The sequence below is a fragment of the Bacillus sp. SRI_025 genome (genome assembly GCF_057592095.1).
This window is the reverse complement of sequence record NZ_JBYEGB010000002.1, coordinates 104,946-128,070: the sequence shown is the minus strand read 5'-3', so window position 1 is coordinate 128,070 and position 23,125 is coordinate 104,946. Positions and strand designations below refer to the sequence as shown.

23 protein-coding genes are annotated in these 23,125 nt (G+C 40.1%); 10 read left to right on the top strand and 13 right to left on the bottom strand.

Annotated features, from left to right (window positions below; all coding sequences use genetic code 11):
• Positions 1–253: 253 nt before the first annotated feature.
• Complete coding sequence (locus AC20OE_RS05490) at positions 254–1,015, top strand: ABC transporter ATP-binding protein (protein WP_024426158.1); 762 nt, start codon at positions 254–256, stop codon at positions 1,013–1,015.
• Complete coding sequence (locus AC20OE_RS05485; protein ID WP_487268659.1) at positions 1,005–2,972, top strand: FtsX-like permease family protein; 1,968 nt, start codon at positions 1,005–1,007, stop codon at positions 2,970–2,972. The genes AC20OE_RS05490 and AC20OE_RS05485 overlap by 11 nt, the downstream gene beginning before the upstream one ends.
• A gap of 38 nt (positions 2,973–3,010) precedes the next feature.
• On the opposite strand, the gene AC20OE_RS05480 is transcribed toward AC20OE_RS05485, so the two are convergent.
• Both AC20OE_RS05480 and AC20OE_RS05475 read right to left on the bottom strand, forming a co-directional pair.
• On the bottom strand, positions 3,011–4,363 hold the full coding sequence (locus AC20OE_RS05480; RefSeq protein ID WP_268464419.1) for an amidohydrolase family protein: 1,353 nt from the start codon (positions 4,361–4,363) through the stop codon (positions 3,011–3,013).
• Between the two features lie 103 nt (positions 4,364–4,466).
• Complete coding sequence (locus AC20OE_RS05475; protein ID WP_268464420.1) at positions 4,467–5,054, bottom strand: NAD(P)H-dependent oxidoreductase; 588 nt, start codon at positions 5,052–5,054, stop codon at positions 4,467–4,469.
• A 116-nt stretch (positions 5,055–5,170) separates the two neighbouring features.
• On the opposite strand from AC20OE_RS05475, the gene AC20OE_RS05470 reads away from it, so the two are divergent.
• Entirely contained in the window at positions 5,171–5,602 is a 432-nt protein-coding gene (locus AC20OE_RS05470) for a MarR family winged helix-turn-helix transcriptional regulator (protein ID WP_059374791.1), read from the top strand.
• A gap of 52 nt (positions 5,603–5,654) precedes the next feature.
• On the opposite strand, the gene AC20OE_RS05465 is transcribed toward AC20OE_RS05470, so the two are convergent.
• The 7 genes from AC20OE_RS05465 to AC20OE_RS05435 all read right to left on the bottom strand — a co-directional run bounded on the left by AC20OE_RS05465 (position 5,655) and on the right by AC20OE_RS05435 (position 12,064).
• Positions 5,655–5,831 carry a hypothetical protein gene (locus tag AC20OE_RS05465; RefSeq protein ID WP_180272423.1) on the bottom strand — a complete coding sequence of 59 codons (177 nt, stop codon included), beginning with the start codon at positions 5,829–5,831 and terminating at the stop codon, positions 5,655–5,657.
• 17 nt (positions 5,832–5,848) lie between these two features.
• Positions 5,849–6,601 carry a hypothetical protein gene (locus AC20OE_RS05460; protein WP_039180634.1) on the bottom strand — a complete coding sequence of 251 codons (753 nt, stop codon included), beginning with the start codon at positions 6,599–6,601 and terminating at the stop codon, positions 5,849–5,851.
• 254 nt (positions 6,602–6,855) lie between these two features.
• The gene (locus AC20OE_RS05455) at positions 6,856–7,470 is read right to left on the bottom strand and encodes a LysE/ArgO family amino acid transporter (RefSeq protein WP_487268656.1); all 615 of its coding nucleotides are present in this window, start codon (positions 7,468–7,470) and stop codon (positions 6,856–6,858) included.
• Between the two features lie 132 nt (positions 7,471–7,602).
• Positions 7,603–9,183 carry an acyl-CoA synthetase MbcS gene (mbcS, locus tag AC20OE_RS05450; protein WP_059374794.1) on the bottom strand — a complete coding sequence of 527 codons (1,581 nt, stop codon included), beginning with the start codon at positions 9,181–9,183 and terminating at the stop codon, positions 7,603–7,605.
• 226 nt (positions 9,184–9,409) lie between these two features.
• Positions 9,410–9,622: an alpha/beta-type small acid-soluble spore protein gene (locus tag AC20OE_RS05445; RefSeq protein ID WP_024424829.1), complete on the bottom strand. Its 213-nt coding sequence runs from the start codon at positions 9,620–9,622 to the stop codon at positions 9,410–9,412.
• An 89-nt stretch (positions 9,623–9,711) separates the two neighbouring features.
• Positions 9,712–10,917, bottom strand: coding sequence for a tRNA uracil 4-sulfurtransferase ThiI (gene thiI, locus AC20OE_RS05440; RefSeq protein ID WP_487268653.1), 1,206 nt, complete (start codon positions 10,915–10,917; stop codon positions 9,712–9,714).
• 4 nt (positions 10,918–10,921) lie between these two features.
• A complete protein-coding gene (locus AC20OE_RS05435; protein WP_268464422.1) occupies positions 10,922–12,064 on the bottom strand; it encodes a cysteine desulfurase family protein in 1,143 nt (380 codons plus the stop codon).
• 186 nt (positions 12,065–12,250) lie between these two features.
• Here AC20OE_RS05435 and brnQ (AC20OE_RS05430) point away from each other — a divergent pair, with 186 nt between their 5' ends.
• On the top strand, positions 12,251–13,591 hold the full coding sequence (gene brnQ, locus AC20OE_RS05430) for a branched-chain amino acid transport system II carrier protein (RefSeq protein WP_039180644.1): 1,341 nt from the start codon (positions 12,251–12,253) through the stop codon (positions 13,589–13,591).
• A gap of 215 nt (positions 13,592–13,806) precedes the next feature.
• Positions 13,807–15,150 (top strand): branched-chain amino acid transport system II carrier protein, encoded by a 1,344-nt coding sequence (gene brnQ / locus AC20OE_RS05425; RefSeq protein WP_487268650.1) that lies wholly within the window; start codon positions 13,807–13,809, stop codon positions 15,148–15,150.
• A 41-nt stretch (positions 15,151–15,191) separates the two neighbouring features.
• Here the strand turns inward: brnQ (AC20OE_RS05425) and ezrA are convergent, their stop codons facing one another.
• Positions 15,192–16,895, bottom strand: a complete 1,704-nt coding sequence (gene ezrA, locus AC20OE_RS05420) for a septation ring formation regulator EzrA (protein WP_268464424.1) — start codon at positions 16,893–16,895, stop codon at positions 15,192–15,194.
• Between the two features lie 339 nt (positions 16,896–17,234).
• Here ezrA and hisJ point away from each other — a divergent pair, with 339 nt between their 5' ends.
• On the top strand, positions 17,235–18,050 hold the full coding sequence (gene hisJ, locus AC20OE_RS05415; protein WP_487268648.1) for a histidinol-phosphatase HisJ: 816 nt from the start codon (positions 17,235–17,237) through the stop codon (positions 18,048–18,050).
• On the opposite strand, the gene refZ is transcribed toward hisJ, so the two are convergent.
• On the bottom strand, positions 18,020–18,685 hold the full coding sequence (gene refZ / locus AC20OE_RS05410; RefSeq protein WP_034624245.1) for a forespore capture DNA-binding protein RefZ: 666 nt from the start codon (positions 18,683–18,685) through the stop codon (positions 18,020–18,022). The two genes, hisJ and refZ, sit on opposite strands and share 31 nt — an antisense overlap.
• Positions 18,686–18,811: 126 nt before the next feature.
• Between refZ and AC20OE_RS05405 the strand changes: the two genes are divergently transcribed.
• The 3 genes from AC20OE_RS05405 to AC20OE_RS05395 all read left to right on the top strand — a co-directional run bounded on the left by AC20OE_RS05405 (position 18,812) and on the right by AC20OE_RS05395 (position 21,047).
• Positions 18,812–19,309 (top strand): GAF domain-containing protein, encoded by a 498-nt coding sequence (locus AC20OE_RS05405; RefSeq protein ID WP_024424837.1) that lies wholly within the window; start codon positions 18,812–18,814, stop codon positions 19,307–19,309.
• 300 nt (positions 19,310–19,609) lie between these two features.
• The gene (gene rpsD / locus AC20OE_RS05400; protein ID WP_039180654.1) at positions 19,610–20,212 is read left to right on the top strand and encodes a 30S ribosomal protein S4; all 603 of its coding nucleotides are present in this window, start codon (positions 19,610–19,612) and stop codon (positions 20,210–20,212) included.
• A gap of 280 nt (positions 20,213–20,492) precedes the next feature.
• Positions 20,493–21,047: a hypothetical protein gene (locus AC20OE_RS05395; RefSeq protein WP_144516122.1), complete on the top strand. Its 555-nt coding sequence runs from the start codon at positions 20,493–20,495 to the stop codon at positions 21,045–21,047.
• A 44-nt stretch (positions 21,048–21,091) separates the two neighbouring features.
• On the opposite strand, the gene AC20OE_RS05390 is transcribed toward AC20OE_RS05395, so the two are convergent.
• Together AC20OE_RS05390 and AC20OE_RS05385 are read right to left on the bottom strand one after the other, a co-directional pair.
• Positions 21,092–21,658: a cysteine hydrolase family protein gene (locus AC20OE_RS05390; RefSeq protein ID WP_268464426.1), complete on the bottom strand. Its 567-nt coding sequence runs from the start codon at positions 21,656–21,658 to the stop codon at positions 21,092–21,094.
• 209 nt (positions 21,659–21,867) lie between these two features.
• The gene (locus AC20OE_RS05385; RefSeq protein WP_371412188.1) at positions 21,868–22,446 is read right to left on the bottom strand and encodes an esterase/lipase family protein; all 579 of its coding nucleotides are present in this window, start codon (positions 22,444–22,446) and stop codon (positions 21,868–21,870) included.
• Positions 22,447–22,716: 270 nt separating this feature from the next.
• On the opposite strand from AC20OE_RS05385, the gene AC20OE_RS05380 reads away from it, so the two are divergent.
• Positions 22,717–23,073: an antibiotic biosynthesis monooxygenase family protein gene (locus AC20OE_RS05380; RefSeq protein ID WP_144464250.1), complete on the top strand. Its 357-nt coding sequence runs from the start codon at positions 22,717–22,719 to the stop codon at positions 23,071–23,073.
• Positions 23,074–23,125 lie beyond the last annotated feature (52 nt).

Below are 23,125 nucleotides of genomic sequence, written 5' to 3'. Positions count from 1 at the left end.
ATGTAAAGCTTCAAAACACCACCCTGACATGAAAAATCAGAGAAGATTGATACATAAGAGTGAAAAACAGATAAAATAAATGGGGAAAGAAAACTCACCCTAATAAGAAACTGATTTACATACAATTTGTTTAAAAAACAAGCATGTGACAACAATGTCACATGCTCGTCTGTTTTGTTCGCCAAATCGAAGGACGTCTAGCAGGCTTCTTTTTATACTAGAGTTATCAATTAAAAGAAAAAGGGGTTCCCAAATGAACATTTTAGAAGCTCGCAAAATTTATAAAAGCTATGGAAATAAATTCAACAAACAAGAGGTGCTGAGTGGTATTGATTTAACCATTGAAGCCGGGGAATTTGTCAGTATCATGGGGCCATCAGGCTCGGGGAAAACAACCCTACTGAACGTATTGTCGTCTATCGATCATGTGTCCAGCGGATCTATTCGTATTGCAGATGCTGAGATGACGCAAATGAAGGATCAGCAGCTTGCGGAATTTAGAAAAAAGCAGCTTGGCTTTGTTTTTCAAGATTATAATTTACTTGATACACTCACAGTCAAAGAAAACATCCTTTTGCCTTTATCCATCTCCAAAACGCCAAAAAAAGAAGCTTTTGAACGTTTTCAACAGCTCGCAGAAGACATGGGGATTTATGAACTAAGAGACAAATACCCGAATGAACTCTCTGGCGGACAAAAGCAGCGGACATCGGCGGTTCGTGCCTTCATTCATGAACCAAGTCTTATTTTCGCTGATGAACCTACAGGGGCACTTGATTCCAAATCGGCATCTGACCTGCTCAACAAACTGCAAGATTTCAATCGCAAACGAAAAGCGACCATTGTGATGGTGACACATGATCCTGTCGCAGCCAGCTATTCAAGCCGCGTCATTTTTATCAAGGATGGACAGATTTATACACAGTTGAATAAAGGCGCTTTAGAAAGAAAAATGTTTTTCGAGGATATTATGAAAACGCAAGGTGTCTTAGGCGGTGTGAAGCATGAACATTAATCAGCTCATCTTTCGTAACCTGAAGAAAAATTTGAAGAATTACTATTTATATGTGTTTGCTCTCGTGTTTAGTGTGGCGCTCTATTTTTCCTTTGTCACCTTGCAGTACTCACCAGCACTTGATAGTATAAAAGGCTCCATTAAAGGCGGCGCTTCAATTAAAGCCGCTTCGGTTCTGCTCATTGCTATCGTCGGTATTTTCCTTCTATATGCGAATAGCATTTTTATTAAGCGCAGAGGAAAAGAAATAGGTCTCTTACAGCTCATTGGTATGACGAAACAAAAAATTGCCAGACTGCTCAACGCAGAAAACTTTATCCTATACGTGACAGCTATGGTTATCGGCATCATTGCCGGCTTTATCGGTTCAAAGCTGATGCTGATGGTGCTATTTAAAGTGACTGGTATTAATGCCATCGCCAATCTGCATTTTTCAGGCATGGCCCTTCTGCAAACACTCATTGTCTTTTTTATTATCTATGGATTGATTATGCTGAGAAATAGACGTTTTATTAATAAACAAACGATTTTATCTTTGTTTAGAACAACGTCTTCGACAGAACAGCGTGTGAAAAAGATCTCTGTGTTTGAAATCATCATTGGAGTGTTCGGTATTGTCTTGATCAGCTCAGGCTATTATATTTCTTCTAAGCTTTTTACCGGCTCATATACGTCCATGCTTGAGTTACTTTTAGCCATGATTTATATTCTAGCCTCTGTCATCATCGGTACCTTTCTTTTTTACAAAGGCTCTGTTTCTTTCATTGCCAATATCGTACGTAAAAGAAAAAATGGCTACCTCGCCATTCATGAAGTGTTATCATTGTCATCCATTATGTTCCGGCTAAAATCAAATGCACTGCTTTTAACGATTATTACAACCGTATCTGCACTCGCCATCGGTTTGCTGGCTCTTAGCTACATTTCCTATTACTCAGCAGAAAAAACCGCTGAACAACAGATCCCATCACATTTCGTCATGGGCTCAGAGAAAGAAGCCAACACCTTCACTCGTGCACTTTCTGACAAACAAATTGCGTATGATCTAAAGCAGGTCAAAGTGATTCGAGCAAAATTTGATGCAAAAAAACTCATGGATATGGATGCAGAGTTAAAAAATATGAATAATGAACCAGGCATATTGACACTGCCTGTAATTAGTGAGAAAAACGCACCAAATATCCATGTGGAGAACAACGAAGTGATTTTAAGCGGCTACAGTGATATGTTAAAGAAATTCATGCCGATTCAAAGCTCAGGCGATGTGAAGCTTCTCATTAAGAAACCGCTTGATTTGAAAGTCATGGATATGAAGAAAGATTATCTCGTTTCTTATAACTTCACTTCTGGCGGTCTGCCTGTTGCCGTCGTGAGTCAAGATGTTTTTGAGCAGCTTGATCAACAGAAGGATCCTAAGCTACAGCTCGACCAACAAAAAGGTCTGCAGCTTGAGAATAGCCAATATATCGCAGTCAATATAAAAGATGATAAAAATCTTGAACAAGCAAATAGCGTGTTTACATCTTTAAAACTAGGTGACAACAGCATGTCTCAACTAGCTTCAGCTCAGCAGCAAAAACAAACAATAGGACTGATGATGTTTGTGGTCGGGTTTTTAGGCCTTAGCTTCCTTGTCACATCTGGCTGTATTTTATACTTTAAACAAATGAATGAAAGTGAAGAGGAACAAAGCTCATACACGATCTTGCGCAAGCTTGGTTTTACTGAGAAGGACCTATTAAAAGGTATCAGGCTTAAACAGCTGTTTAACTTTGGGATTCCGCTCATCGTCGGATTGCTGCACAGCTACTTTGCTGTACAATCAGGCTGGTTTTTATTCGGCGGAGAATTGTGGACTCCAATGCTCATCGTTATGTCGATTTACACTGTCCTCTATTCTATCTTCGGATTCCTATCTGTCCAATATTATAAAAAGGTCATTAAGGATTCCTTGTAATCAATTCCCCATAGGCAACGCCTATGGGGTTATTTTATTTATGAAGGTGTTGATTCAAACTTGTGTGATAAAATATGGTCTCTTGCCGCATAAGCTTTTCGTTTGACCTCTTCTAGGTTCACACCGACTAGCTTTCCGTTTTGTTTCACTGCTTTTCCAGCAACATAAACAGAATCAACATTTGAAGGATGTGCCGTTTGGACAACCGCTCCAGCCGGATCTGTCATCGGAAGAAGATTCATGCTTGTCCGATCGATCAAAATAAAATCCGCTTCTTTCCCAGGTGTAAGCGACCCAATTTTATGATCAAGCTGTAATGCACGAGCGCCATTGATCGTCGCAGCCTCAAGCATTTGATGAGCAGACAGCCCAAGGTCAGGCCCCGGCATGATCCCATCCATCAACAACGATTGATTTTGGATCGCGCGCTCTGCCTGAAGCCCGAATTTCATTTGAGCAAACAAATCTCCACCTGTCGCTGTCACTACGTCTACACCGAGCGTTGGAAGAACACCTTGTTCAATCGCAAGTCCTGTGACAGGATAACCGTGACCCATCATCATTTCAATTTCAGGGGTAATGGATATGGAGCTTCCGCTGTCTGCCAGCATCTTCATTTGATCCGCATCTATTGCGTTAATATGCACCATGTTCAAATCCGGTCCGAGCAGCCCTGCTTTGTAAAGCCGCTCAATCGATCGATCCTCCGCTCCCCAATTTCCAAAGCCGATGTGCATACTACATAGAGCATCTAGAGACCGAGCTGTTTCAATTTCAAATACCGACGTCTCCCATGAAGAAAACTCTGGACCACGAATCGCAAGTCCCATTGTTAAAAGCTGATCTGATGATTGAAAATGCGCTTTTTTCACACGTGCTGCGTCCTCCATATTGGTGAGCGTACTCTCTCTATCCCAATATTCAGCATCTCCAGAGGAACCAAAAGCAAAAACAGCTCGTATACCCGCATCTTTTAATCCTCCAATGAGCTCTTCTGTATGCTCCATTGAATTGATCATCGTCCAATCTAAAAACGTGGTCACACCTGCATCTAAAGCCTCTAATGCTCCTAAATAATTGGCGATACGATCGTCGGACGGGCGTCTCATCGCTCCATAATTGCCATAATAGATTTTGCTTAAATAAGTCTGCAAAGACCAATCTGTTCCTATACCCCGGATGACAGACTGCCACACATGCCGATGTGTATCTACAAGACCAGGCATAATGACCATATTAGATGCATCAACAATGTCTGCATCACTTACTTCAATTGAAGGTCCAACTTCTAAAATGTGTTTCCCTTCAATTAATAAATCTCCCTTTTCAAGAAAACCTAAAGATGGATCAAGTGTTAAGAGTGCTGAATCTTTAAACAATGTTTTCTTCATCCATATCCCCCTTTTCAAATGACGAGGATAAGTGACCCCGCCTCAATGTCATTTTAAAACAGAACAGGATCAAATTAGAAGAAAAGTGACTTATCAAAATATATTAAGAGCTGATGTTTCTGAAATAGTTGTATGTGCGTTTTAATTTGATGTCTTGCTTCCCTTTTGGACTTTCCATCATCCCAAACTCAAAGAACTTCACAGGTTTGATTCCGACATATTGCAAGAGAGCTCGTTTCATTAACATCTTGTGCGCATTTTGTAAAAAGAACAAAGGGTAGTTGGTTGGTCCTTGCATTGTCGATACACAAACGGCACTTTTCCCTTTTAATAATCCTTCTGGCAGCAGACCGCCTGTTTGACGATAAGCGAAATTCGCAGCAAACATGCGGTCAATAAAGCCAAGCAGCATAGCTGGCGGCCGCCCCCACCAAATGGGATAAACGAACACGATTTTATCCGCCCACTTGATCTTATCCTGATACTCGCGAATGTCAGGATCTTTATGCATATCACGTCTCTTTTTCTCTTCATTAAAAACAAGTACAGGATCAAATTTTTCTTGATATAAATCGATGATTTTCACTTCTTGAACGATTGGATTTTCTTCGCTTCCTCTAACAATTTCTTTAAAAAAAGCACCATTTAAACTATTGTGATGAGGGTGAGTATAAATAATGAGTACATTCATATTTTTCTCCTTTAGTTATCATTTGATAACTAAATGATACACCTTGCCCAATTTATTGTCAAATGATAATTGTTTTTTGATAATAAATTTGATATGTTACGTAGGAGGTGATCATCATGCAACATCCACATTTCTTCAAGGAATTCGTCGCATTTGCTTCTACTTTTTCAGAGCTAAAACATGATCTGATGAGCAAAGTCAAACCACCAGAATTAACAGCCTTACAATATTTAATTTTAGAGCAGCTAGCGGTCAGCGAACCGCTTACCCCTAGTGACATCGCAGACTGTCAGCATATGTCTCTTCCAAATGTCAGCAGAGAACTGAAAAAACTGCACGAAAAACAATTCATTGATAGAGAAGAAGACCGTGTTGACAAACGAAAGCATATCATTATGCTTTCTGACAAAGGCCGTACCTGTATGAACGAGGCCTTTCAGCATATCGAAAGGATGCTAATAGACAGCCTATCTTCCTCAGATATAGAACAAATGGATGATATCGTACAAGCTCTCCGTCTATTAAATCAAACGATTTTTAAAAAATGACCCAATGAAAAAAGCATGAGCGCTACGCTCATGCTAAGGATTTTGTATCTTATTAATGAAGGGATGCTAAAAGATACGTTATGAAACCAACAATCGGAATGATCGGGATCATTAATTTCAATGTTGTATTCGTATTCTTATATAAATTCCATAGCAATACTGGTATACCAAATGTTAACGTATCTAAAACAGCAAGAACTACTCCTTTACGCTGTTCTTTATGAGCCATTTTAAAAACCCCCCTATTCACCAAACTTTTTTCACACAATAACCGGCCAATCCCGCTGATATACCTCCATTAATCACTGCGCATGCAATACAGCTAGCAGGTCCAGTAAAACAAATATAATAACACGCTCCTAGAACCATTGAACGTAACGGAAGAGATTCATTAGGGCCGCTTTTCTTTTTTAAGCAGTCCCAAAACTTGTTCCAATTAAAACTCGTTTGAATTTCCGAATCATCTATTTGAACAATTTTTCTATTTAATTCCATCATATCTTGCTTTACACCATTTTCACCATAGGTAAAAGATCCTTTTAAAAACTCCCCTTTTTGGTTGATATGAAACTTATTTTTCAATTTTCCATTTTGAAAAAAATATGAGTGCAAATTCCCTTTCCCATCGTATTCTGCAAGTTGAATATAGTGAGCTTTTATTTGACTCAGTGAAACTGAAATGAAGGAAACATTGTTAAGCAGCTGATTATCTGACTTCTTCTTTTTCAGATAAAAATAAACAACATCTGTTTTAGCAGCGTGTATATGAACCGCCGCACTTTCTCCATTTAATAGATAACCTTTCTTTTGGGCTAATTCTTTTGCCTGTAAAAATTGAGAGCTTTTTTTTGCTTTTTTTATGAGTTTTTCTGCTGTTTTATCATTTTGTATCTTTTCAAAAGGCTCGTCCTCTTTTATGGTAACAGCGTTACCTACAGGATATTGTCCGAATAAAAGTGATATGAACAAAAACATACAAAACATTTTTCTTATCTTCATCATACAGACTCCTTTAGTAAAGTTAGTAAAAATCATAACCTTTTAAAGGAAAAAATGTAATAGACTGTTTTTCCAATAAAATCCACTATTGATAATGTAGCATATAACCTATTCTTTATCATTTCCTCTAGGCAATTGAATCTGATCTTCCTCCCTGAATCATGATGACACTGGCTGAAAAGTCTTACCGATACACAAAAAAAGCGCTGGATCATTACGTCCAAACGCTTCTTTGTTTTATTCTCTATGTACCCTTATACAATCAATTGATATGCAATATATAACGCAACCAGCCAGATCATGACCGCGGAAGCTTTATTGATACGGTTCATCCATTTGCCGTTTGTATCTAACTTCCCTAACATCTTCCCTAAAAGGGCGAGACCAATAAACCATAACCAGGACACGATGATACAGGCAAGTGTGAATGCCAGCTTTTCTGCGCCGCTATATTGCAGCGAATTTGTCCCAATGACACCAATCGTATCGAGAATCGCGTGGGGATTTAAAAGAGAAACGGAACAAGCAAATACAATTTGTTTTCTTGCAGGCATTAATTTCTGCTTCTCTTGATCACCTGATGATGAGCTTGTGTTCCATACGGACCATCCCATATAAACTAAAAAACAAAAACCAATGCTATAAAGACCAATTTGCAGTACTGGAATGGTAAACACCACAACAGAAACACCTATGACAGCTAAAGCAATTAAAAGTGTGTCACAAAGAGCAGCCGTGATGACGACAGGCATTGCTCGATATAATCGAGGCTGCAGCGCTCCTTGTTGAAATACAAATACATTTTGTGCGCCCAAAGGTAAAATGAGACCAAAGGCAAGTACAATTCCATGAATGATCGCAATCGACATCTACTAACATTCTCCTTTTTCAGAAATTCCTACATATTTTAACATAAAGCACCTTGCCTGCTTTCAACAAATTTCATTTTCCGTACAAAAAAAGCGCTGGATGCTTCCATCCAAACGCTTCTCATTTTTTCATTATTTACTTTTTCGTGCAAGCTCTCTTTCTCTCAGCTCTACACGGCGAATTTTCGCTGACGGTGTTTTTGGCAGTTCGTCAATGAATTCGATTTCTCTTGGGTATTTGTATGGTGCTGTTGTGTTTTTCACATGTGTTTGCAACTCTTTGATCAGTTCATCACTTTGCGCCACTCCATCACGAAGGACGACGTATGCTTTCACGATTGATCCTCTGATTTCATCTGGGCTCGCCACAACTGCACATTCCTTCACTGCTGAATGCTTGATCAGCGCATCTTCTACTTCAAACGGTCCAATCGTATAGCCTGAGCTGACAATGATGTCATCTCTGCGGCTTTCAAACCAGAAGTACCCATCTTCGTCTTTTTTCGCGCGGTCACCCGTAATGAAGTAATTTCCTCGGCGCTGCGCCTTTGTACGCTCTTCATCTTTGTAATATTCCTTAAATAGAGCCGGTGTTTCGAGATGGACCGCAATGTCACCAATTTCTCCAGGTGCGCAGACGTTTCCATCCTCATCAATGATATCTACTTCGTTGCCAGGGGTTGGTTTTCCCATACTTCCTGGCTTGATATCCATTCCTTTTAGCACCCCTACAAGCAGTGTGCTTTCAGTTTGGCCATAGCCGTCTCGTACTTCTATATCGAAATGCTTTTTGAATGTATCAATGACTTCACGGTTCAATGGCTCTCCCGCAGAAACAGCACTATGCAGCTTCGGCAGCGCGTACTGACTCAAATCATCTACTTTTGCCATAAAGCGATATTCTGTCGGTGTACAGCATAAGACATTGATTTCATTTTTTTGAAGCAGCTCTAAGTATGTATTTGGATTGAATTTCCCTCCATACACAAAGCCTTCTGCTCCACTTCCTAACACAGATAAGAGGGGGCTCCACACCCATTTTTGCCAGCCTGGTCCTGCTGTCGCCCATACTTTATCTCCTTCATTAATGGAGAGCCATGCTTTGGCAGCTGTGCGTAAATGTGCATACGCCCATCCGTGTGTATGAACAACCCCTTTTGGGTTCCCTGTTGTACCTGATGTATAGGATAAAAACGCCATGTCTGTGCGTTTTGTATCTGCCAATTCAAGTTCGTTTGATTGCTCTTCCTTTTGCGCTAGAATGTTTGTCCAGCCATGATCGTTTTCACCGATTGAGAATGTTTTAAAATCGTTCGGCTTTTTAGTTCCGTCGAACGATTGAATGAATGAAGAGTAAACGATCGCTCCCTTTGCTTCTGCGTGTTCAATTCGGTAATCTAAATCTTTCGCACGCAGCATTTCAGAACAAGGAATCACGACCATTCCTGTTTTCAAAATCGCTAAATAAATGCTGTATGCCTCGAGCATGCGCGGCACCATCACAATGATTTTATCGCCTTTTTTGAAGCCTGCATTTAATAAAACATGTCCAATTTTATTTGCCTCTTCTACTAATGCTGCATATGTTACATGCGCTTCGTGCCCATTACCGTCCTGCCAGTGCAGGGCCATTTTCTCCTTGTCATGACTGAACGCTTCAATCTCACTGACTAAGTTATATTGTTCTGGTGCAATTAAGTCTTCTCTTTTCATGGTACAGCTCCTTTTAGCCTCTTTCTTATGAAACGAAACATGTTTCAATTTACCTATTCTAACACTCATAACTGAAAAATGCTTGAATTAGGACCTACTCCTAGTATTATGCCATAATTTTTTAAATCCGTCTTCTTTTTTAAAAATATTCTAACTATTTATATGTACAAAAAGAAAAGAGCGGGAATCATCCCGCTCATAAGCCATAGCTTTTAAATTGTGTGTCTTAGAAAGATCCGCCACCCATATGTTGTTGAGCGTAAGATACAAGACGCTTAGTGATTTCTCCACCAACTGATCCGTTAGCGCGAGATGTAGTTTCTGCACCAAGGTTTACACCAAATTCAGAAGCGATTTCGTACTTCATTTGGTCGATAGCTTGTGCAGCGCCTGGTACTAGTAATTGGTTAGAACTGCTTTGTCTGTTTTGTTGAGCCATGTGTTCTCACCTCCTTGTGAATATAGAATGTGTAGAAACACATGACTTCATGCGATTGATTTTATGGTAATTATTATGAAATTTTCGTTTTAGAATAAATCAGCGAATTCATCTGCCGTTTTCTTTTCATTTGTCACAATAATCGTTTCAATTTGCTCTATTGCCTCGTCCAGCATCGGCTCGAAATCAGCAAAGCTTTCGTAGCGTTCTACCTTCTCAAGCTTTGGTTTTGTTTTAGGGGACGGCGGCGTAAAGATCGTACAGCAATCCTCGAAAGGCTGAATGCTTGTATCGTATGTGCCAATTCTTCTTGCTTCTTCAATAATGTCATTTTTATCGACAGCTATGAGCGGGCGGATGATTGGTGTATTAGTCACATGATTAATGGCATACATGCTTTCAAGTGTCTGACTTGCCACTTGCCCAAGGCTTTCACCAGTAATAATCGCAAGGGCATCACGCTTTTCTCTTATTTTGTCAGCTATTTTCAGCATCATTCTTCTTGTTGATGTCATCGTATAGTTTTCAGGTACTTGTTTGTGGATCAGCTCTTGAATTTTTGTAAAAGGTACGATATGAAGCTTCACTTCGCCTCCATATGCTGCTAGGCATTCTGCAAGATCAATCACCTTTTGTTTCGCACGTTCACTTGTATACGGAGGGCTAAAGAAATGCACAGCTTCAATTTGAATTCCGCGTTTCATTGCTTGATAGCCGGCAACTGGGCTGTCAAAGCCGCCTGAAAGCATGAGCATCGCTCTTCCGCTAGAACCAACCGGCAGGCCGCCTGCACCTTTGACATCTTTAAATGTAATGTACGTGGCTTGCTCTCTGATTTCGATGCGTAAATGCACATCTGGCTGTTTCACATTGACTGTTAAGTTTTCCGTATTTCTTAGAACATGTCCGCCAATTTCGCGGTTCATTTCATTTGAATCAAGTTCAAATTGTTTATAAGAACGTTTCGTTGACACTTTAAATGTATTCCCTTGTTCATACACTTCCTGTACCGCTGTTAGTGCCGCATCTTTAATCGCATCTAGATTTGTCTCACATTTAACCGCAAGACTAAAGCTCTGAATGCCAAATACACTTTTGAGCTGTTCTGAAATCGGTTCAGGGTCTTCTCCGTTCAGCATAATCGTGATACGGTCTCTATCAGAAGCATACTTCAATGCTTCAAAATCCTTTAAGACGAACCGAATGTGCTGTCTTAGTTTTTCAATGAATTTCTTTCTATTCTTCCCTTTTGTTGAGATCTCACCAAAACGGACTAAAATATGATCATATTTCATGCTGTTATCTCATTCCTTTTAATTTTTTCACACTTTGTGTGATCGATGTGATGATTTGCGATGCAAGCTCTGGTCCTTGTCCATACGTCAAGCTGATTCTCATACTGCTTTTGGCCACTTCCTCTGATTTTTCCATCGCCAGCAGTACACGGCTTGGCTCTTTTTTCTTGGCTGAGCAGGCAGAGGTTGTAGAAACATATATGCCTTCTTTTTCAAGCATATGGAGGAGGACTTCAATTTGAATACCCGGCACTGAAAAATTCACAATGTGCGGCGCACTTTGCGCCCTCGGTGTGTTCATCACAATACCTTCTATGTCTCCAAGCTGTTTTTGCAGCTGCGTTTTTAAGTTCAGCATCTCATCGTGATGCTTGTCAAGCTGTTCATATGATTGTTTCATGGCTTTTGCCAAGCTGACAGCTCCAGCAGGGTTTTCAGTACCTGAACGAAGCCCTAATTCCTGCTCTCCGCCTGTAATGAAAGGGGCGAGAATGACATCTTTCTTTAAAAAGAGTGCGCCTGTGCCTTTTAAGCCATGAATTTTATGACCTGACATCGTCAAAAGATCTACATCCAGCTGTTTATTAAGTGCTACTTTGCACATTCCCTGCACCCCGTCGACATGAAAAAGCGCGTTTTCGGTATGCTCACGAATGATGCCAGCAGCTTCTTCAATCGGCTGGATGGCACCCGTTTCGTTATTGACGTGCATCATGCTGACAAGCACTGTATCAGGGCGAAGCACTTCTTTTAAATGCGTCATATCTGCATGGCCTTGCTCATTTACTTGAATATAGGAGATGTCAAAGCCAAATAACGCCTTTAGCTGTTCAAACGATTCAATGACAGAAGGATGCTCAATTGCTGTCGTCACAATGTGCTTGCCCCGATTCATTTTGGCAAGTGCTGCTCCTTTAATGGCAATGTTATTCGCTTCTGTAGCACCAGAAGTAAAAATAATCTCATATTGTTTTAAGCCCGTGTAGTGAAGCATTTGTTTTCTCGTTTCATTTAACAGCCGGCTTGCATCTATTCCGAGCTGATGAAGCGAAGATGGATTTCCAAAATAACGCTCACTCACTTGCTGATATACTTGTAAAACCTCAGGGTACGGTTTTGTGGTTGCACTATTATCAAGATACATCATTGCGAAACTCCTTATCCTCTTGCGTTTAACTAATATGATCTGAATTCCTTTTATTTCAATATAAAGCGGTATATTGACAACCTCATCAATTCACTATATCATGCATAGTGCCATTGTCATATTTTTTCCTAAATTAACAGAATATTTAAACATGGCGGAAAAATAAAATAATAGGGGGATAACCTTATGAAAAATAAGTTAAGTCAAACAGACACATTAGCCATCGGCTTAATGTTGTTTGCACTCTTTTTTGGCGCAGGCAATATGATATTCCCTCCTGTACTTGGACAGTACGCAGGTGAAAACGTATGGCTTGCGATCGGTGGATTTTTACTGACAGGCGTGGGACTTCCGCTGCTAGGCATCATTGCCGTTGCCTTGACAGGAACAGGTGCAAAAGGGCTTGCTGATAAAGCTCATCCTACATTCGGTACCATTTTCACCGTCATTTTATATTTATCCATTGGACCTTTCTTTGCAATCCCTCGTACTGGGACTGTTTCTTATGAGATTGGGCTGGCGCCGTTTCTGTCTGAAGCGCAGTCTGAATCATGGATTCCATTATTCTTGTTTTCAATTGCTTTTTTCGGCATTACCTATGCTCTTGCTTTAAATCCATCGAAGCTTGTTGACCGAATCGGTAAAATTTTAACACCAATTTTACTCGCTGTCATTGCTTTAATTGTGATCAAAGCAATCGCAACACCAATGGGTGGAATTGGCAGTCCACATCCAACCTATGAAGGAAGCCCGCTGTTTACCGGCTTTTTAGAAGGCTACAAAACGATGGATGCTCTTGCTTCAATCGTTTTCGGAATTGTCGTTGTCACGGCTGTGAAAGAGCGTGGTATTACAGAACGTAAATCGATTGCAGCAGCCTGTATTAAAGCGGGGCTTGTCGCAGCTGCTGGACTAGCTCTTGTGTACATATCACTCGCTTATGTCGGAGCATCAAGTCCTGAGGCTACAGGTATGGTCGGAGCAAATGATGGGGGAAAACTCCTTTCGCTTGCGGCAAACTTTTTATTTGGTTCTGCTGGAAATATTGTGTTAGGGGCTGCGATTTTATTTGCTTGTTTGACCACAAGTATTGGACTTGTTTCATCCTGCGGGGAATATTTTTCTACGCTATTTCCACGCTTTTCTTATCGTACAGTTGTTTTAGTTGTATCTTTATTCAGTACATTTGTAGCAAACCTGGGACTGGCACAAATTATTTCGCTCTCTGTTCCAGTGCTTGTTGCGATTTATCCGTTAGCCATCGTGATCATTCTCTTATCTTTTATTGATCGATGGATCAATGGAAGACGAATCATTTATATCGCTTCACTCCTTTTCACAGGTGTCTTTGCTGTGATTGATGGGCTCGTGGCAGCGAAAATCCCTCTTGGCGGATTACCTGAATTTTTAGAAGCTGTTGTTCCTTTATATAAACTTGGGATCGGCTGGGCAATCCCTGCCGTTCTTGGAGCTATTATTGGACTTCTTATTTCTTTATTCACGAGTCCACCTAAACAGCTTGCTTAATCAAGCATCAAAACAAAAAACATCCCTTTCCATAGGAGAAGGGGATGTTTTTTTATGTTCTTCATATACTAAAATAGAAAAATTCATGACTTTTGTATGAAAACACATGTTGACATCAGGCGTACATCCTTTATAATTAGTGAATGTTAATGAAGAACGGTTTTAACAACTAATTAACAGAATATTTCAACATAATATTGGAGGCTTTATATTCAATGAAGGCAACATTGTCGACGAAAGATACGGTTATTATAGGTTTTATGTTATTTGCTTTATTCTTCGGCGCCGGAAATATGATTTATCCACCAGAGCTTGGGCAATATGCTGGAACAAATGTATGGAGAGCAATGGGCGGATTTTTATTAACAGGTGTCGGTTTACCTCTACTAGGTATTATTGCGATCGCTTTAACAGGACGTGATGCAAAAGGACTTGCGGATAAGGCTCATCCAGTGTTTGGAACAGCATTCACCGTCATTTTATATTTATCCATTGGGCCGCTTTTCGCTATTCCGCGTACAGGAACAGTTTCGTATGAGATTGGGGCATTACCATTTTTATCAAGTGTACCAGCTTGGCTGTCCCTTCTTTTATTTACACTCATCTTTTTCGGTATTACGTATTACCTTGCTTTAAATCCAACGAAAATCGTTGATCGTGTAGGGAAAATATTAACACCGATTAAATTTACGATCATTTTTATTATCATTGTCAAAGCCATTTTGACGCCAATGGGCGTGATTGGTACACCAGATGTATCTTATAGCAACGGATCGTTTTTCAAAGGATTTTTAGAGGGCTATAAAACGATGGATGCTCTTGCTTCTATTGTATTTGGAATTGTTGTCATCAACGCGATTAAAGGACGCGGTGTGACAAGTAAAAAGGCCCTGGCTTCTGCTTGTATCAAAGCAGGTTTGATTGCAGCTGCTGGATTAACCTTCGTTTACCTATCACTTGCGTATCTAGGTGCTTCTAGTACACATGCCATTGGATTCGTTGGAGATGGAAGCAAAATCTTAGCTCAGTCTTCTCAGTTCCTTTTCGGAAGTCTAGGAAATATTGTGTTAGGAGCTGCCATTACAGTCGCTTGTTTAACAACAAGTATCGGTCTTGTTACATCATGCGGAGAGTATTTCTCAAAGTTAATTCCTAAACTTTCTTATAAAATGGTCGTGACACTTGTTACATTATTTAGTTTCATCATTTCTAACTTTGGACTTGCTCATATCGTTGCTTTCTCTGTTCCAGTCTTAACAGCGATTTATCCTCTGGCAATTGTGATCATCGTTCTATCACTTGCTGATAAATGGCTTGGACATAGAAGACCAGTATATGTCCTCTCGTTAATTTTAACAGGGTGCGTCAGCTTATTTGACGGATTAGCAGCAGCAAAGCTTCCAATCGGTCCAGTAAAAGACCTCTTCCAAACAGTATTGCCTTTTTATGACCTTGGCATTGGCTGGCTTGTCCCTGCGTTACTTGGAGTCGCCATTGGATTCCTGATCTCACTTTTCACTTCTTCTACTTCAGAAGAACGCCAAAAACAGGCGTCATAATACAAAAAAGCTGAAGTCCTATCAATGGACTTCAGCTTTTTTTATTGATGCTGATATTCTTTTTCCTGCTGAGCTAATAGCTTCTGAACGGCTCCAGGTGATGCTTTTTCAACAGCTGCTGCTGCTACATCAAATGAACCGTTATAATCGTATGCATAAAATCTTCGCTCTGCCTCTTTTAATTGTTCAGAAAGAATATGATTTTGGCTTCTAAAACGATTACCGTATTGAATGATTCGTTCAATTTGATCCACTTTAGTGAGCATTTCTTCCGTCTCATCCACAACATGTCTCACTGTGTCAGAGGCTTCTTTTAATTGCTCATTCACGGCTGGCATGTTGAGCGGCAGGTTCTCAAGCTGCTCGTGCACTTGCTGAATCATCTCCTGCGCTTTTTCAGCCTGCTCTTTCATGTCAGCAGGTACACCTGGAATATTGCTTTTTTGCAGCTGACGCACTGTATCTGTCAGCATCGTTTTGAGCTCAGCCAGTGTTTCTCTCGCTTGCAGCTCTTCTTTTCTTAATGATTGAAGGTGATCTTTAAACGTATCATGCAATGCTTTTGCATCATCGATAAAGGTTTCGAGCTGATTGATTTCATCCATTAATAATGAATATGCGACATGATCACGATCAAGCTTCTCTCGAATTTGTTTCATGAGCTTTTCAATTTCTTCTAAGCGTTTTTCGAACGCCTTCTGTTGATCAAGCTCTCCGGCTGTCAGTTTGTAGCTTTCTTTTACAAGAGCTGTTTCTGCCTTTGTTTGCGTGTGATCCTGCTCGAGTTTTTCAAATGCTTCCGTCAGCTCAGGCATTTTGCTTTTGATTTCCTGCCCTGCTTCTACTTCCGCTTCAAGCTGATCATACAGCGTCTGAATTGCATCATCAATCATTTGGAGAATGCTTGATGCTTCATCCAGATTGAGTTCATCAATCAGTAGTTTTTCCGCACGGGTCAGCTGTTTGTTTAAGTTCTCAAGCTCTTTAGTGATCTGGATGTGCTCGAGCTTGTAGCCTTTGTCTGTCATTTCTTTATAACCGTCTTTCAGCTTCGTCAGCTGGCCTGGTACGGTTTGTTTGCAGTCTGCAATGAGCTTCGGTACATCATTGATATACAGCTGAAGCTGATCGAGTCTGCGGTCTTGCTCAAGCAAAATCTTTCTTGCTTTCATGTAGTTTCCGTTTTCTGTCTCTTCCTCATACTGCTTGATCCCTTCCCAGGCCTCATCTAAGTCCTGCTCCATTTTGTCATAAAGGGTGCCGTATAAATGGCTGTACGCAAGCAGATTTTTTCGAACTGTTTGATATTGTTCTTTGACCTTTTCAATGTCCTTGCGATTTTGCTCCTCGCTTGTGACAAGGTCTGCAATCTCTTTTAAGATGTCTTCAATGTTCGAATCAGCAGCACTCAGCAAGTCCTCAATGTGCGTAAGAACCTGCTTGGCTTTGGAGAATCGATATTTATCAGAATACTCTTCTGCATCATATAATAGCTCCTCAACCTTTGGAAGATGGGCTGTGACGATATCGTCCCACTCTGCACGCCATCTTTCAAAAAATTGCTCTGTTTCTCCGGTCATTTTTAAATGTTTGATTTTTGAAATTTCTTCTACAATTGATCTGTTTAAAATTTCAATTTTCCATGCTTCCAATCGGTCAATCTCTTTATATATATTTTTTCGCAGGAAATAACCGACTGAAAACAAAGCAAGCAAAATGACAATTAAACCGATGATAAACTCCATAATGAGCCCCCTTGTTGTGATCTAAGTGATGTCAGGGTAAAAGTGTCCCGAGTAGACCTGAGAACCCTTTCGTGTCCGCTTTGCATTTGTTTTTATAAGCAGGATCGTATGTTTTCCAATACCATCCATTCACGGTTTTATGTATGTTTTTTCAAGAAAGTATTTGTGCGCTTTCTATCATTTGATCACACGTATCAATGTGACCTGCTTTTATGTATGCGGAAGCTGTCGTTTTCATTGTTATTATGATACCATGTAACCAGCATTTTTGGTCATGATTTTTCATTATTTTCGCTGATAAACATCACGTTTTTCAAAATATCGACAAGAGGTGACGACATGCTGAAACAAGATGCACATCTACATACACCGTTTTGCCCGCACGGTTCGCTTGATTCTTTTCATTCTTATATTGAAAAAGCCATCAAAAAGGGATTTGATTCCATAACCTTTACCGAGCATGCCCCGCTGCCTCCATCGTTTCAAGATCCAACACCTGAGCAGGATAGTGCCATGAAGCTCCAAGACCTTGAAGCGTACATCACGAAACTGGCTCAGCTGAAACAAGAATACAAAGGACAATTAATAGTAAAAACTGGGCTTGAGGTTGACTTTATCAAAGAGTATGAAGAGGAAACTAGAACCTTTTTAGACTGCTACGGTCCAGAGCTAGACGACGCCATTTTATCTGTACACTTTCTTCCTGCTGGCGATGATTATATTTGCCTTGATTTTGACGAGCATGCCTTCCAGCAGCTAATAAGCATCTATGGCAGCATCAAACAGGTCTACCAAAGCTACTATGACCAAATTCATTCTTCTATTCTATCATCTTTAGGCCAATATAAGCCAAAGAGAATCGGTCATATCACCCTTGTCCAGAAATTCAAACAGCTTTTTCCATATGAAATGTCACCTGAACTTTGTCAAAAGGTCACCCTTTGCCTTGAAGAAACGGCAAAAAAAGGCATGTCCTTAGATTTTAATACATCAGGTCTTCGTAAAACATATGCCAGAAGTATCTATTTAGATCCATGGATGATTGACCTTGCCAAAAAGAAAAAAATTCCGCTCATATTCGGCTCTGATGCCCATCAAGCGGAAGATCTCGGATATGCGTATGATCAATTCGAGGACATCATGAGGTTCAGATGAGAATCTAATGCGGGCTCTTTTGGTTCTAACAGATGATGAAGCGAGCGGCTCAGCTCCTTAAAGTACATTTGATAGAAATACGGCTCACTTGGGTTCAAATAAAGCACCTCTGTTAAATATTGCGGCTGTAAATATGGCATCATGAGAAGTGATTTCAGCTGAATCATAAAGGATGCGAGTGAAAGCTGCTCACAAATAACATGGGTGCTTTTTCCTTTTTCAATGATGAGCTGAAACAAATACTTTTCTTTTGTTAAATATGTCGACATGATTTCTCTGATGAGTGTCGAATCAATCGTCACCTCCCGATAAACGAAACGGGTTAATTGACGGTGCTTGTGCTGATAAGATAAAATATCAAAAACCACATGTAGCAAGCATTCTTTTGCGTGACGGGTTTCCATGTGATGGAGATGTGATTCAATCATATGAATGTAACCTTCATAAAAATCGGATACGAGCTGCTCAAGCAGCCCTCCTTTTCCTTGAAAGTAATAAGAAATGTGGGCAACGTTGACATTTGCTTCCTTCGCAATCTCACGGACAGAGGTTCCAGAAAATCCTTTTTGGTTAAAAAGTCTGATGGCAGCATCCATAATACGGTCTTTTGTTTGCACGGTTGTTGATGTTTTCATCCGCTCACCCCTCTTCATGTGTACATACTTCAAGATGAAGGCAGAAGTTCCTTTTACAATTGCTCGACAAATCCCACATGCGAAACGCAAGTTATGTATTTTTAAGATAGAAAGTAGGAGATTTTCATGTTTCATGTCGAAAAACAGTCTGGCGATCCTTCAAAAGACTATCAATTGCTTGTCAAACAGGTAGAAGCCATTACAGATGGTGAACCTGATCTGATTGCCAACTTGGCAAATGCAGCTGCATTACTCTATCACTCACTTCCTGAAGTTAATTGGGCAGGGTTTTATTTAGCAAAGGGCGGCGAGCTTGTGCTTGGACCATTTAACGGACTGCCTGCATGTGTGCGCATCCCTTCTGGAAAAGGCGTTTGCGGTACAGCGTTTGCGACAGGTGAAGTGCAGCGTATCGCTGATGTCCATGCATTCCCTGGACATATTGCGTGTGATGCCGCATCGCAATCTGAAATAGTCATTCCGCTAAAAGTCAATGGACAGATCATTGGGGTGCTCGATATTGACAGTCCTGTGAAAGACCGCTTCAGTGAAGTAGATGAGACCTACCTTATTCAATTTACAGACATTCTCCAACAGGCGTTATCTGTCTCTACGGATGCGTAATCTTGCAGAAAAAGCAGGCACATTGTCTGCTTTTTTATGTTTCTTTATATAATGGGGAACGTCACCTTTGCCTCTAAATAGGTTGACTTCTCATACCCAGCGTCATATAATAGAGTTTGTGTGAAATATGGCAGCCTTTTTGTTCGGCTTTTTTGTATCATTTTGTTCCTTCTATATGAAGGTGCATCTTGTAACTCCCTGCTGCTGGAGCGAGGATGCATGAAAACATAATGACGAAGAAGAGGAAGAACAGACGGTTTTTATTTTTCACAAATAAAAACAATAAGGAGGAGTCACATTATGGCTCGCTATACAGGTCCAAGTTGGAAGATTTCCCGCCGTTTAGGCATTTCATTAAGCGGAACAGGTAAGGAACTTGAAAAACGCCCTTACGCTCCAGGCCCACATGGTCCAGGACAACGCAAAAAACTATCTGAATACGGTTTACAATTACAAGAGAAGCAAAAGCTTCGTCACATGTACGGTGTCAACGAACGTCAATTCCGTACACTATATGACAGAGCTGCTAAACTTCCTGGTAAACAAGGTGAAAACTTCATGATCCTTCTTGAAACTCGCCTTGACAACCTAGTATACCGTCTTGGCCTTGCTCGTACTCGCCGCCAAGCTCGTCAGCTAGTAAACCATGGTCACATCCTTGTTGATGGAAGCCGTGTAGACATCCCATCTTTCTCTGTGAAACCAGGTCAAACGATTGCTCTTCGTGAGAAATCTCAAAACCTTGCAGTAGTGAAAGAATCAGTTGAAGTAAACAACTTCGTTCCTGAATACCTTTCTTTCGATGCTGAAAAGCTTGAAGGAACTTTCACTCGTCTTCCAGAGCGTTCTGAATTAGCGCCTGAAATCAGCGAACAACTAATCGTTGAGTTCTACTCTCGTTAATTTCATTACTTCTCTAAGAGAGAGCAAACAAACCCTAGATCCCTTGATTTTTCAAGGTTTTCTAGGGTTTTTTGTATGTTCTCAATTATACATGAAATCATTTGAAGTCATCTTCCATTTTCAACACTTATTTTCCCCGGCTGCCTGCTCCATTCTTACTTCAATCATATATACAAATATAGGAAACAATTCATTGAATTGCCTTTTTTCTATTGGTACAATAATGATAGATGACGTATCAGTCGTATGGTTTTCTATAGTACTTAGATGGAGGAGATCCATGTTTAGTATCACAATCATTCTATTCTTACTTTTAATCTTATCAGTGATTGCCTATTCTCTTTTAAGAAAAAAACAGATTATCAATGAACCGCCAAATAGATTTGCTGCAAGTCTGTTTATCTTCCTGCTCTTTTTTTCTATCTGCTTTGTGATCGCGATTCCTAGTGTATTGCTATACATCACCGTTTTAGGCGTGAATTTTCTTTTTGGAGAAACCATCACGTATGATTCATTTTTTTCTTTAATCTCTTTCTCTTTGTTCGTGAGTGTTATCGTCGTTTTTTGGTCACCTGTCCTTCTATTCATAGGAAAAGGACTGGCTTATCTCCTTAAACTTCCTGTATGGCTCACTTATACTTTGGAATGGGTGAGTTCTTGGATCGTTTTACATCTCTCTATCAAGTATGTCCTTTACTTAAATTTAATGAATGTATCGATAGGGGATTCCGGCGTATTAATTTTATCATTCTTTGTCAGTTTTTTATTTATTGAGATTGATCTCTTTTACTCACGTAAGAAACAACGAAAACAATCGCTGGACACATATCATTAGCATGAAAAAAGCTCCTAGATTTCTTTCTAGGAGCTTCCAATCGTTCATTCTTGACTTGTCCATTTTGCGATGAGCTGCTCTGTTGTCATGACAGTCGCAAATTCATCATGCAAGGTTGCAAGTGAGAGCCGGTGGATCGTTTCTGGGTCAAAATATGTACCATTTTGATCTGTTAATCCAAAGGCAGCTGTTGCATCTGAGATCAGGTACGTATCAAAACCAAGATTTCCGCTCATTCTTGTCGTTGTTGATACGCAATGAGGAGTTGTTAATCCTGCGATGACGACCGTGTCAATCTGGTTTGATCTTAGTTGTTCTTCTAGGCTTGTACCTATAAAGCTGCTGTTGACTTTCTTTTGTATCACCGTTTCTTCCTCTAGCGGTTTAGCAATATCTTTAAAAAGGTGCCCTTCATTTGCTGGATGAAAGACAGATTCCGGATTGTCGGATGTATGCTGAATATGAATCACTTTCCAGCCTTTCTCTCGCCAAAACGTCAATAGCCTGCTGATATTTCCCTCTGCCTCTAGGTTATTGCGTTCTCCCCATTTTTCATGCTCAAACGCTTTTTGTACATCTACAATGACGAAAGCCTTTTGATTCGTTTTCACAAACGCCCACCTCCGAAGATTCTTATTCACTACATGTAGTGTACGGAATGGCGAACGTTTTGTACATGTTTTTATTCGGTTATATACGATGCTTTATCTGTTTTGTGTCATCGTTATACTTCCCTTTTCAAGATCTCTTTCATCTAACAGCTGCCATATGCCAATTGACATTAAAAAAGACAGCATATACCGCTGTCTTTTTTCGTTTTTTAATTCGTATTCTGTCCTCCGCCGTTCAGTCCTTCTTTAATATAGCCTTTGACTTGGCTTGAGGTTAATAGACCGATATGTCCAACGCCGTGAATCAGGACGTTTTTTGCGCCAATTAAACGAGAGAGGCTGTTGACGACGATGAGATCGGCTGAACTATAGACAGATGTGTAAAGAATTTTTTGATTTGGATCTGTGCCAGGTAATGCTCTGTTTGAAACGAGTCCATTTGCTCCACCAATCGTGACAACGTTTTCAATTTTATCTCCGCCATCAAGATTCTTAATATAGTATAATGTGTTCGCCCCGCCCATACTATGAGCCACAATATCTACTTTTTTGGCACCCGTTTTGTCTAACACATCTTGGACGAATCTGGATAGACGCGGACCATTGTTGCGGTTATTTCCTGTTTTGTCTATGAAATCGATAGCATATAATTGATTTCGATCCCAGCCTTGTCCAACCAAGTAACTTTTAATAGAATAAAAGTTATAAGAGGCACCACCAATACCATGTACCATCACAACCGGATTATGCTCAGCCGCCTTCACCTCTTTCGGCTGGATAAAAGCCATTGAACCAATCACCAATGCAAGTGCAACGAGAATTTGCAAACTCCTTTTCTTAACAAAAATCACTTTCATTCCCCCTTATTCATCTTATACGACTCTATTTTATAAAAGAAAAATATGTCAGAAAAGTGAACAAGGTAATGTTTATGAGATGATTTTACAGAAATATAAATAATCAAAAAGCACCTTGGACTTTTTTAAATTCAAACAAAAAGACTACGAGACCTTCTTTCTTTCATATATAATATCAATAGAAAAAGGAGGTTCTACTAGATGCTATTTACGCAAACCCCTGCTCCACCCTACTATGCCGTGATTTTCACATCAAAACGAACAAATGTTGAGCAGAAAGAATACGCTGCGGCTGCTCAAAAAATGGAAGAATTAGCGAAAGGTCTAGATGGGTTTCTTGGAATAGAAAGTGTACGAGATGAACGTGGTGTTGGGATCACTGTATCTTACTGGGATTCATTAGCAGCCATCAAAGAATGGAAAGCACATACAGCACATCAGCGTGTTCAAAAAAAGGGGAAAAAGGATTGGTATGAATCCTATACTACCCGAATTTGTAAGGTAGAACATGCTTATACAAACAAAGATTCACTCCTTGAACAAGAAGCAGACGAATGAGCTACTTCTACAAAAAAAAGAAAAGCACCTCAATGTACACGAACATTTGAGG